Annotated in this window: 10 protein-coding genes (1 of these 10 running past the window's edge); 5 read left to right on the top strand and 5 right to left on the bottom strand. The window is 58.9% G+C overall.

Annotation, left to right across the window (positions count from 1 at the left end; all coding sequences use genetic code 11):
- Nucleotides 1-468, bottom strand: the 5' end (the start) of a protein-coding gene (locus CFBP6623_RS19950) for a formimidoylglutamate deiminase (protein WP_046799089.1). 879 nt of this gene lie to the left of the window's left edge; the window shows 468 of its 1347 coding nt (coding positions 1-468); its start codon is at nt 466-468; its stop codon lies off the left edge, out of view.
- A gap of 114 nt (nt 469-582) precedes the next feature.
- On the opposite strand from CFBP6623_RS19950, the gene hutI reads away from it, so the two are divergent.
- The 5 genes from hutI to CFBP6623_RS19925 all read left to right on the top strand — a co-directional run bounded on the left by hutI (nt 583) and on the right by CFBP6623_RS19925 (nt 6718).
- Nucleotides 583-1842, top strand: a complete 1260-nt coding sequence (gene hutI, locus CFBP6623_RS19945; RefSeq protein WP_046799088.1) for an imidazolonepropionase — start codon at nt 583-585, stop codon at nt 1840-1842.
- Nucleotides 1839-3383 carry a histidine ammonia-lyase gene (gene hutH / locus CFBP6623_RS19940; RefSeq protein ID WP_046799087.1) on the top strand — a complete coding sequence of 515 codons (1545 nt, stop codon included), beginning with the start codon at nt 1839-1841 and terminating at the stop codon, nt 3381-3383. The genes hutI and hutH overlap by 4 nt, the downstream gene beginning before the upstream one ends.
- A 213-nt stretch (nt 3384-3596) precedes the next feature.
- The gene (gene hutG / locus CFBP6623_RS19935; protein WP_046799086.1) at nt 3597-4400 is read left to right on the top strand and encodes an N-formylglutamate deformylase; all 804 of its coding nucleotides are present in this window, start codon (nt 3597-3599) and stop codon (nt 4398-4400) included.
- Nucleotides 4401-4411: 11 nt separating this feature from the next.
- Nucleotides 4412-6085: a urocanate hydratase gene (gene hutU / locus CFBP6623_RS19930; protein ID WP_046799085.1), complete on the top strand. Its 1674-nt coding sequence runs from the start codon at nt 4412-4414 to the stop codon at nt 6083-6085.
- A 63-nt stretch (nt 6086-6148) separates the two neighbouring features.
- Nucleotides 6149-6718, top strand: a complete 570-nt coding sequence (locus CFBP6623_RS19925; protein WP_046799084.1) for a HutD/Ves family protein — start codon at nt 6149-6151, stop codon at nt 6716-6718.
- A gap of 44 nt (nt 6719-6762) precedes the next feature.
- Here the strand turns inward: CFBP6623_RS19925 and CFBP6623_RS19920 are convergent, their stop codons facing one another.
- From CFBP6623_RS19920 to CFBP6623_RS19905, 4 genes are all read right to left on the bottom strand, one after another.
- Nucleotides 6763-8241: a M81 family metallopeptidase gene (locus CFBP6623_RS19920; RefSeq protein ID WP_046799083.1), complete on the bottom strand. Its 1479-nt coding sequence runs from the start codon at nt 8239-8241 to the stop codon at nt 6763-6765.
- Nucleotides 8242-8311: 70 nt separating this feature from the next.
- The gene (locus CFBP6623_RS19915; RefSeq protein ID WP_080843237.1) at nt 8312-9400 is read right to left on the bottom strand and encodes a D-TA family PLP-dependent enzyme; all 1089 of its coding nucleotides are present in this window, start codon (nt 9398-9400) and stop codon (nt 8312-8314) included.
- Between the two features lie 32 nt (nt 9401-9432).
- Nucleotides 9433-9828, bottom strand: coding sequence for a RidA family protein (locus CFBP6623_RS19910; RefSeq protein WP_046799081.1), 396 nt, complete (start codon nt 9826-9828; stop codon nt 9433-9435).
- A gap of 399 nt (nt 9829-10227) precedes the next feature.
- A complete protein-coding gene (locus CFBP6623_RS19905) occupies nt 10228-11613 on the bottom strand; it encodes an FAD/NAD(P)-binding protein (RefSeq protein WP_046799080.1) in 1386 nt (461 codons plus the stop codon).
- Nucleotides 11614-11775: the final 162 nt, after the last annotated feature.

Genomic DNA, 11775 nt, shown 5'->3' with positions numbered 1-11775 from the left:
GACCGGCAGCAATGTCAGGCCGATACCGGTTTGTGCGGCCGCCGCGCCGATGCGCTCCGCCATTTCGGCGATATTGCCGTAATGCGAACCATCCCTGTCATTGTGCAGATAATGGAATTCCCCGACCCGCCCGAAACCGGCCTCCAGCATTTCCATATAAAGCTGGGCGGCAACCGCCTCGACATGGTCAGGCGTCATTGAGAGCGCAAATTTGTACATGACTGTGCGCCAGCTCCAGAAACTGTCATCGGCCGGCCCGCGAATTTCGGCAAGTCCGGCCATGGCCCGCTGAAAGGCATGGCTGTGGAGATTGGGCATGGCCGGAACAATGACCGCATGGCGCTCATCCTGCGGCTGAGGGGAGACGCCGGTTTCGACCAATGAAACAACGCCGTCATCGCAAACAATGCGAACGTCCCGCGCCCACCCCCCGGCCAGAAGCGCTGCGCCCGCGTGAATTGCCGTCATGCCACCCTCTCCTCTTGTCGTTATGGGCAAGGCCATTTCAGACGTGAAATTGCGGCTTGCCAAGCCGATTATTATGTATATACATTTAAGCCATAAAGGAAAGGCGAAAAGCAAATGCCAGGGAACAAATCGGTAAAGGGAATGGCAGCAGGAGACGCCACCACATTGTGGCGCAACGCCCGGCTGGCGACTTTCGATCCATCCATGGAAGGCATCGGCGCGGTCGAAAATGCCGTCATCGCCGTGCGCGGCGGCCGCATCGCCTTTGCCGGCCCGGAAAATGATCTGCCTGCCGATCTGGCAGCAGCCGATGAGATCACCGATTGCGGCGGCCGCTGGATCACGCCCTCCTTGATTGACTGCCACACCCATCTGGTCTTCGGCGGCAACCGGGCGATGGAATTCGAGATGCGGCTGAATGGCGCGACCTATGAAGAGATCGCCAAGGCGGGCGGCGGCATCGTTTCTTCGGTGCGCGATACCCGCGCAATCTCGGAAGACGCTCTGGTGGCTCAGGCTTTGCCGCGTCTCGACACGCTTCTGGCCGAGGGCATTTCCACCATCGAAATCAAATCCGGTTACGGTCTGGCTATAGAGACCGAACTGAAAATGCTGCGTGTTGCCCGCAGGCTTGCAACGCTGCGGCCGGTGCGGATCGTCACCAGCTATCTGGCCGCCCATGCGACGCCCGCTGAATATAAGGGCCGCAATGCCGATTACATTATCGATGTCGTTCTGCCGGGGCTGGAAAAAGCCCATGCCGAAGGGCTGGTGGATGCGGTGGACGGCTTTTGCGAAGGTATCGCCTTCTCCGTCGAGGAGATCACCCGCGTTTTCGAAAAAGCACGGCAGCTCGGTCTTCCCGTCAAACTGCATGCCGAGCAGCTTTCCGATCTTGGCGGGGCAAAGCTTGCCGCATCCTATGGCGCCCTTTCCGCCGATCATCTGGAATATCTGGATGAGGCGGGCGCGAACGCACTGGCGAAAGCGGGAACCGTGGCCGTGCTTTTGCCCGGCGCTTTTTACGCGCTCCGGGAAAAACAGGCCCCGCCGGTTCAGGCCCTGCGCGACGCGGGTGCGACAATCGCGCTGGCAACAGATTGCAATCCCGGCACCTCACCGCTCACCTCGCTGCTCCTGACCATGAATATGGGTGCCACGCTTTTCCACATGACCGTGGAAGAGTGCCTGACGGCGACGACACGCAATGCCGCCAAGGCGCTGGGCCTGCTTGCGGAAACCGGCACGCTGGAGGCCGGAAAATCCGCCGACTTCACTATCTGGGATATCGAGCGCCCGGCCGAGCTTGTCTACCGCATCGGTTTCAACCCGCTCCATGCCCACATTTTCAAGGGACAGAAGGTTTCCCCATGACCATGAAGACCATTACGCTTCACCCCGGCAATGTAGCCCTTGCCGACCTTGCCGGCATTTACTGGACCAATGGCGCCGCGAAGCTCGACCCCTCATTCGACGCCGGTATAAACAAGGCGGCGGCGCGCATAGCGGAGATCGCCGCAGGCAATGCGCCTGTCTATGGCATCAATACCGGTTTCGGCAAACTCGCATCCATCAAGATCGACGCGGCCGATGTAGCGACACTGCAGCGGAACCTTATCCTGTCGCATTGCTGCGGGGTCGGCGCCCCGCTTCCTGAAAATGTCGTGCGGCTGATCATGGCGCTGAAGCTGATTTCGCTCGGCCGCGGCGCCTCGGGTGTGCGGCTGGAGCTGGTGCGGCTGATCGAGGCCATGCTGGAAAAGGGCGTCATTCCGGTGATCCCCGAAAAGGGTTCGGTCGGTGCCTCCGGCGATCTCGCGCCGCTGGCCCATATGGCCGCCGTGATGATGGGCGAAGGCGAGGCTTTTTATCAGGACACGCTTCTGCCAGCCGGCGAAGCGCTTGCAAAAGCCGGGCTGATACCGGTGGTACTAGCCGCCAAGGAAGGCTTGGCGCTTATCAACGGTACGCAGACCTCGACGGCACTGGCGCTGGCCGGTCTTTTCCGCGCCCATCGCGCCGCCCAGGCCGCGTTGATTACCGGCGCACTCTCCACCGATGCCGCCATGGGGTCTTCCGCGCCCTTCCATCCCGATATCCACACACTTCGCGGCCATAAAGGTCAGATCGATGCGGGGGCAGCGCTTCGCCGGCTGCTGGAAGGTTCCGAAATCCGCGTTAGCCATATCGAGGGTGACGAGCGGGTACAGGACCCCTATTGCATTCGTTGCCAGCCGCAGGTGGACGGCGCCTGCCTCGATCTTCTGCGGCAGGTGGCCCGCACGCTCGAAATCGAAGCCAATGCGGTAACGGATAATCCACTGGTGCTATCAGACAATTCCGTCGTATCCGGCGGCAATTTCCACGCCGAACCGGTCGCCTTTGCCGCCGACCAGACGGCACTTGCCATCTGCGAAATCGGCGCGATCGCCCAGCGCCGCGTGGCGCTGCTGGTCGATCCGGCCCTTTCCTACGGTCTGCCCGCCTTTCTATCCAAAAAGCCGGGCCTGAACTCCGGCCTGATGATTGCCGAAGTCACCTCTGCCGCACTGATGAGCGAGAACAAGCAGATGGCGCATCCGGCCTCGGTGGATTCCACACCAACTTCCGCCAATCAGGAAGACCACGTGTCCATGGCCTGCCATGGTGCGCGTCGCCTGCTGCCGATGACCGAAAATCTCTTCGCCATCCTTGGTATTGAAGCGCTTTCCGCCATCCAGGGTGTAGAATTGCGCGGGCCACTGAAAACCAGCTCGGAGCTTCAAAAGGCTATTACCGTGCTTCGTGCGTCAATCCCCTCGCTGGAAGAGGACCGTTATATGGCGCCGGATCTGAAAGCGGCTGCGGAGCTGATCGCTTCCGGCGCTCTGGTCTCCGTGATTTCGGATGGCATTCTGCCGAAGCTCGAGGTTTGAGATGACAAGCCAATTGTTTTCCTCCGTTCCGGTCGGTGCGTTGGGGCTACCCCCCTCTGCCCTGCCGGGCATCTCCCCCTCAAGGGGGGAGATCACATACCGTGTCCGCTCGTTCCCTAGGCAAGGTGCTATCCGCTTGCCGATCTCCCCCCTTGAGGGGGAGATGCCCGGCAGGGCAGAGGGGGGTAACCCTACGGCAGAAGGGGCAAGCCGATGAGCACGCCTTTCTCGCTGCACCAAGGCACCTCGCCAATCATTCTCGGCCTGCCTCACACCGGTACGGATGTGCCGGCGGAGATTTGGGATCGCCTCAACGATAATGGCAGGATTCTCGCCGATACCGACTGGCACATCCACGACCTCTATGCCGGGCTTCTGGAGAATGTGACCACGGTCCGCGCCACCTTCCACCGCTACGTGATCGATGCCAACCGCGATCCCGCCGGAGTGAGCCTTTATCCGGGCCAGAACACGACGGGACTGGTTCCGGAAACCGATTTCGACGGCAAGCCGATCTGGAATGAGGGGAAGGAACCCGATGCAGCTGATATCGCCTATCGGCTGGAAACCTTCCACGCGCCCTATCATGCAGCCCTTGCGGCGGAAATCGAGCGTGTGAAGGCCATTCACGGCATCGCCATTCTCTATGATTGTCATTCGATCCGCTCGCATATCCCGTTTCTGTTCGCGGGCAAGCTGCCGGATTTCAACATCGGCACGGATATGGGCAGGACCTGCGATCCGGCCATAGAGCGGATTGCCGTGGACGTGACCGCTGCCGCAGAGGGTTACGACAGCATTCTGAACGGCCGCTTCAAAGGCGGCTGGACGACCCGGCATTATGGAAAACCTGAAGCCGGCATGCACGCTATCCAGATGGAGTTGGCGCAATCCACCCATCTCGCCAGTGAGGTGCCGCCTTTCGCCTATGACGCGCAAAAGGCGGAACGCCTGCGCAACCATCTCAAAACCATTCTCACGCGCATGGAAAATTTCGCGCTCGAGACACAACGATAAGGGGAAATCACATGGATAATCCGCGCCACAATATTCGCGAAGTCCACGCGCCGCAGGGCAATGAGCTGAACGCCAAAAGCTGGATGACGGAAGCGCCGCTGCGCATGCTGATGAACAATCTCGACCCTGATGTCGCCGAGCGGCCGCATGAGCTGGTGGTTTATGGCGGCATCGGCCGCGCCGCCCGCACCTGGGAAGATTTCGACCGCATCGTTGCGACGCTGAAGGATCTGAACGAGGATGAAACCCTCATCGTGCAGTCCGGCAAGCCGGTCGGCGTGTTCCGTACCCACAAGGATGCGCCGCGTGTTTTAATCGCCAATTCCAATCTGGTGCCGCATTGGGCCACCTGGGACCATTTCAACGAGCTGGATAAGAAGGGGCTGGCCATGTACGGCCAGATGACGGCCGGTTCCTGGATTTATATCGGCACGCAGGGCATCGTGCAGGGTACTTATGAAACCTTCGTCGAGGCCGGTCGCCAGCACTATGGCGGCAACCTCAAGGGCAAATGGATCCTGACTGGCGGTCTCGGCGGCATGGGTGGCGCCCAACCGCTGGCCGCCGTCATGGCAGGCGCCTGCTGCCTTGCGGTCGAATGCGATGAAACCCGCGTCGATTTCCGGCTGCGCACGCGATATGTCGACGCAAAGGCACACACGCTGGATGAGGCGCTGGCACTCATCGACCAATGGACCAAGGCAGGCGAAGCGAAATCCGTTGGCCTGATCGGCAATGCGGCGGAAATCTTCCCCGAACTGTTTCGCCGTGGCGTCCGCCCCGATATGGTCACCGACCAGACTTCGGCGCATGATCCGATCCACGGTTATCTGCCGGCCGGATGGACCGTGGCCGAATGGCGCGCCAAACAGGAAAGCGATCCGAAGGCAGTCGCCGCTGCCGCCCGCGCCTCGATGAAGGTACATGTGCAGGCAATGGTCGATTTCTGGAACGCCGGCGTTCCGACGCTGGATTACGGCAATAACATCCGCCAGGTCGCCAAGGATGAAGGGCTGGAAGACGCCTTCGCCTTCCCCGGCTTCGTTCCGGCCTATATCCGCCCGCTATTCTGCCGCGGCATCGGCCCGTTCCGCTGGGCGGCACTTTCGGGCGATCCGGAAGATATCTACAAGACCGACGCCAAGGTGAAGGAACTGCTGCCTGATAACAAGCACCTGCATAACTGGCTGGACATGGCACGCGAACGCATCGCGTTTCAGGGCCTGCCGGCGCGAATCTGCTGGGTCGGGCTCGGCGACCGCCATCGTCTGGGGCTTGCCTTCAACGAAATGGTGAAGAATGGCGAGCTGAAAGCGCCTGTTGTCATCGGCCGTGACCATCTCGACAGCGGCTCCGTCGCCTCACCCAACCGCGAAACCGAAGCCATGAAGGACGGTTCGGATGCCGTTTCCGACTGGCCGCTCCTGAATGCGCTGCTGAACACCGCTTCCGGCGCAACCTGGGTGTCGCTGCACCACGGTGGCGGTGTCGGCATGGGCTTCTCGCAGCATTCCGGCATGGTCATCTGCGCCGATGGCACCGACGATGCCGCTCGCCGGCTGGAGCGCGTGCTCTGGAACGACCCGGCAACTGGCGTCATGCGTCATGCCGATGCCGGTTATGAAATCGCTGTGGACTGCGCCAAGGAGCAGGGTCTGCGCCTGCCCGGCATTCTCGGCAATTGATTCCTGCTTGGCCGGAAACGCGGATAGGCGTTTTCGGCCAGCACCGTGCGGAGTTAGAGAATCATGACCCTGTTGCGCGCAAGCGATTACAAACGCATGCCCTGGAAAAATGGCGGTGGCGAAACCGTGGAAATCGCCATCTTCCCGCGAGCGGCCTCCGTGAATGATTTTGATTGGCGGATCAGCATGGCAACGGTTGCAAGCGACGGGCCGTTTTCGATTTTTCCCGGCATAGACCGCACACTGTCCATTCTTCAGGGCAATGGCATGGCGCTTGCGGTTGCAGCTAACGATCCACTGCTGCTGACGATGGAGAGCGCCCCCCTGCCCTTTCCGGCCGATGTTTCTGCCAACGCGACATTGCCCGGCGGCCCGATCGTCGATCTCAACGTCATGACCCGCCGCTCAGCTTTCCGTCATGCCGTGCGAAGGCAATCCGGCACGTTTTCTGCAACAGCAGAGGGCGTCACGACACTCGTTCTCGCGCTCGACCCGCTGGCGGTTTCCAGCGGCGATGGAAAAACCAATCTCGAGCGGCTGGACAGCCTGTTGATCGAAGACAGTCGGCCTTTCACTGTCGAACCCGATCAAAATACGGGTGCGTTTTTCCTCATCACACTTCAGCCCATCTAAAGCGGCTGCACGCTTAGAGCGATTCCGTTTTTATTGGAGAAGCCCTAGTCTAGACCCAGCGGATCGGCCACGCGTGGCCAGAGCTTGAGGCTCGCTTTGCGATAGGCGGTTGTAGCCGGATCGGTTGGATAAGAGGTCGGTGCTGCAATATAGACGATCTCAGAGGAGACAGGCGCAAAACCCGCATGGAAATGATTGGTTGATTTGACCAGCAGCACGTCTTTTTTTGCGAAATCGATCCCGAGGTTGGAAAAGATATCCGGCTCATAAGTTTGGGTGCGGCTGGTAATGAGGATGATATCGATCTCTGTCCCAACCGGCCGCACGACGGCGGCGCGACCGAGCGTGACGCGGCTGTTGCGGAAACTCTGCCAGCCGGCCTCAACGGTGCGTATCACTTTTATACGAAAGTCGAGCGGCTCGCCGCCCTCGGGGCTGGATTTGCCGCCGATGCGCAGATCGATCTCTGCCCCCTCGCCCGCCGCATGACAGAAAGATACTGCAATCGGATCCCAGATCGTTGCGACACCGATATTATCCATGCCGCGCTCCACCATGCGCCGCAGGATATGGGTGGCATCACCCGCAACGCCACCACCCGGATTGTCCCATATGTCCGATACCACCACCGGCTTGTCCGGATTGCCGCTGCAAATGGCAAGAACCTTGTCGAGGCCCGATTCCGTATCCAGCATGGGCATGGCGGTCAGTTTGCGCATGGCATAAAGTTCATGGCCGAGTTTTTCGGCCAGCGCATCGCCCTTTTCCCTGTCGCCATCGGTGATGACGACAATCCGCGTGCCCATGTCAGGTACATCGCCTGCCATGAAACCGTGGATGACCGAAATCGACAGGATGCCGTCCTTGCCTTCCATCGCCTTCAAACGGTCCACATAAGAGCGCATTGGCTCACGACTGGTCGGATAAATGGTAATCATGCGGCAATCGAATGTGGAAATCACCGGTTTGATTTCACCGCGCAGGGCGCGCAGCGCCAGTTCAACGACATGCTCGCCGCGTTCCTCGAAATCGGTGTGGGGAAACTCCAGGAACGTCGCCATGAAATCGAGATTTTCAACTCTCAGCGCCGTCAGATGGCTATGAGGATCGAATTCCGCCGCGATCAATACCTCCGGCCCGACCATTGCGCGCACGCGCGACAGAAAATCGCCTTCCGGATCATCATAACCCTGCGCCACCATTGCGCCGTGCAGACCGAGAACGACCGCATCAACCGGCAGCGCTTGCCGGAGTTCCGCAAGGATAGTATCGCGCAACGTTTCATAGGTCTGGCGCTGGATGAGACCTGCCGGCTCCGCCCAGCAGGATGTGCCCTCGATCACCGTGAACCCTTCCGCCTTGCCGCGACGGCGCAGGATTGGCACCGGCGAGGAGCAAAGCGTCGGCGTTTCCGGATGTTCGCCCGGCCCGGCATAAAAAGCCGCGCGGAAAGCATCCATATCCGTCGGAACGGGCGAAAACGTGTTGGTTTCGGTGGCGAGCGACGCCGTGAATATGCGCATTTTTGTATTTCTCGTTACCGGGACTGCTTTAGGCAGTTTTCTGTCTCTTAATTTGATTAGCCGGGTAATATTACCAGACGGTACCACGTGCGGCCACGTCTTCCACCCGGGTCACGAGGCCGTTTCGATGAAACACCATCCTGTCGAAAAGGTTGCTGACAACGCAGGTATGGTTCGGCACAACCTTGACCACGTCACCGATTTCCGGCCTGCCGGACGTGCAGCCGGATAGATCGACAACTGCATGCTCTTCCGAGAGCGAGACGATTTTCGCACCTTCATAACCTTCGATCAGCCCGTAATCGCTGAAACCAAGAAGATCGGAGGTCAAAGCCTTGGAGCCGCAATCGAGCACGGCCCTATCGGTTGTGGGCCGCGATACCACAGTGGCAAGAACATGCATTGCCAGATCGCCGGCCGTACAATGACCAGCGCGCAGCATGGCGCGGTCATTATAAACATAGGTGCCCGCCCGGTGTTCGGTTGCCGAAGGCACGAGGTGTGCGGCGTAAAAATCCGGTGAACCGCCGCTGGAACGGACAGGGCATTCGATGCCTCTCGCCGCAAGCAGCGCCATTGTCTCGCAAATGAAGCTCTCGACCTTTTCAGCCCCGCCCGGTGCCGGATAGGTTAAAATGCCTTTGAAGACGAGGCCCGGTGCCGCGTCGATCTTTTCCGCAAGCGACAGGGCGGCTTCCGGCGTCTGCACACCACAGCGCTTTCCGCCGGTATCGCATTCGACAAGCACGGCAAGTGGCTTTTCCGTATCGAATGTGCCAGCAAGGCCGGCAATTGTCGCGACGCTGTCAGCGACGACGCTCAACCGGCCGATACGCGCATTCAGCGCCTTTAGTCGCGACAATTTCGCCGCGCCGAGAATATTATAGGTGATCAGAATATCGTCGAATCCGGCATCTGCAAAAATCTCGGCTTCGCTGACCTTCTGGCAATTGATGCCGATGGCGCCGGCCTGAAACTGCTGCCTGGCGATGGCCGGTATCTTGTGCGTCTTGATATGTGGCCGGAAGGCCTTGCCATGCTCATCGAGATAGGACTGCGCCTTGAGAATATTCGCCGCAAGCCGATCCTCGTCGATCACCGGCATCGGCGTTGAAATCGCATCGAGTGGTGTGCCCGCTTCAGGCCATGGATAGGTCATCATATGCTCTCAAAACCATAAAAATCAGATAGTTAAGCCACCGGCTTATAAGCGATAACATCCATTTCCACCTTTGCATCGACCATCAGCGGCGACTGCACGGTCGAGCGCGCCGGCGGATGATCGATGAAATATTTCTGGAAAACGGCATTGAAGCTCGAAAAATCTCGGGCATCATCCAGCCAGACGTTAACCTTTACCACATCGGCAAGCGTGCAATCGGCAAGCGCCAGAACGTCCTTGATGTTGGCCACAACCTGCTCGGTCTGTGCCACGATGCCGCCGGTCACCACTTCCCCGTCAATGGTCGGCACCTGCCCGGAAACATAGACAAAATCGCCGGCCCGAACGGCCTTCGCAAATGGCCGACGTTGGCCACCGGCCTGATTATCAGCCGTCGCGAACCTCACCAGTTTCTGCTTTTCCATCAAAACCTCGCAAATAATTTTCATGATTATTGCATTTTTCGGGATTTATAGCCGGTTTTGCGGCGACATTCCATAACCGATGTAAATTATTTAGCAAAACAGAGAAAACGTTCCTGTCTCCGCCCTTATCGGTACGAAATCGCTAATCCGGGATGATAACAGGGACGAGCGATATTTTCGAGGAACCACCTGTTGCTGCAAGAGCATATCATTGTGTTCCGTCTGTGAGGGAAGTTGCTTCGACGCACTCCTCCAGCTTTGGAGGTCCCCAATGGTTCATTCATTGGGTATTCACCAACTCGGAAAAGTTTGCCGCGGCTAACACCAAAGATGGGAAAGACAGGTGCCGAACAAATATGCCTTGAATACGGTCTTGCTTGCGATATCTCAGCCAGCAATTTACCGCTGGGCTGAAACCCTATCATTCGATGACACTCTGTCTGCGGCGTGTTGCGCAATTTTTTGTGCCTGTACCCGAATATCCGGCACGGCTGTTATTTCCCATAAGTGGCCCGCCGTCAGGGCACCGGCCGCGAAGAGGCCGGACCAGCTTTGTCCATCCGCCCGCAACAGGCGAGACTGGCCGTCCACTTCAACACCGAGACCCAGAGGATCCAGCAGAAGCACACCGTCGTTTCGCATGTTTTCCAAAAGGCGCGAATGGCCAATACCCGCTCGCTCCATACCCGTGCAATTGACAACCCAGTCCACCTGCAGCTCTTTCAATATCTGCGTATGCCGGCGGCGGTAGCACAGGGTAATGCCCTCGTCCTGCTCTACAACAGAGCTGAGGTAACCCGCGTGGATTTCCAGAATATCATCCGTAAGCAGTTTCTCAAAAGCCGCATGAACCTCCGGCGCGATGCGGTGCCGGTGAATATTCCACCACGGCAAAGCATGCCGAAGGAACCTGTTTCGTTGAGCAGCCGTGAGAGCTTGCCAAAGCGACTGCGTTCTCGGACGCAGCCCATCCATGACCGTACGCCAGGGTGCGCCCTCCCTCACCTGTTTGCGCAAGGACTGCAACAGGCGGCTAATCTCCGTGGTTTTCTCCGGCAAGATTGGATCGACCGGGTGCAAAGGTGGACTGATGTGCGGATGCGGCACAAGTCCGCGACGAGACAGGACATGAATCGGCCCCGTATGCCCTTTTCCCCGCAGGGTCAGCACTTGGTCAATCATCGTCAACCCGGAACCGAGAATACAGATGCGGTCGCCCATCTTCACCTTCGATAGCCACCCGGGCTGCCAGCAGTGACCGATGATCCGCTGCGGCCTGCCCTCGTCGTTCGCAACAGTTTGCACCGGCAAACTCGCCGCACCGACACCTACACACAGAACAACGTTTTGCGCGCGCATCATCTCACCGTTTTCGAGAACGAAGGTAAATCCCCCCGCATCGTTGGGGCGGCAGGTGGAAGCCTTGGCCCGAATGAAATCCACCCTCGCCCTCTGTTCACGGCTTCTCAACAGAGTGGCCAATCTGTCTCTTAGATAAAGACCATAATCTCCGCGCGACGCAAACAGTAGAGGGTCGTCCGCTATCCCGTTCTCCTTCAGCCATTCGATAAAATCTTCCGGGCGATCAGGAAAGACACTCATACGTCCAGCCGGCACATTTAGCCGGTGGTAGGGTAGTTCCGTACGGTAGGCCGTTCCACGCCCAAAATCAGACTCATCGCCAACAATGGCAATTGAGGCCTTCGCTGGCAGAGAAGAGAGAAGATGGGCGGCGGTACAGATGGCAGCGAAGCCGGACCCGACGAGAGCGACATCATAGGACATTCATTCCTCCAACCTGCGACAGTATGAATAGCCACACGGGGAGCGCGCGGCTCAACGATACTCTAGTCAATGAGTAGAGATTAAACGCCTGCGAATGTCCACCCTTCACTTTTCACTGAGCCGAACAGCAGGGATCTCAATATTCGCTCCCCCGAGTTAGCC

This window comes from Agrobacterium tumefaciens, from assembly GCF_005221385.1.
Taxonomy (GTDB): Bacteria; Pseudomonadota; Alphaproteobacteria; order Rhizobiales; family Rhizobiaceae; genus Agrobacterium; species Agrobacterium tomkonis.
This window is presented reverse-complemented; position numbering and strand designations above follow the sequence as displayed.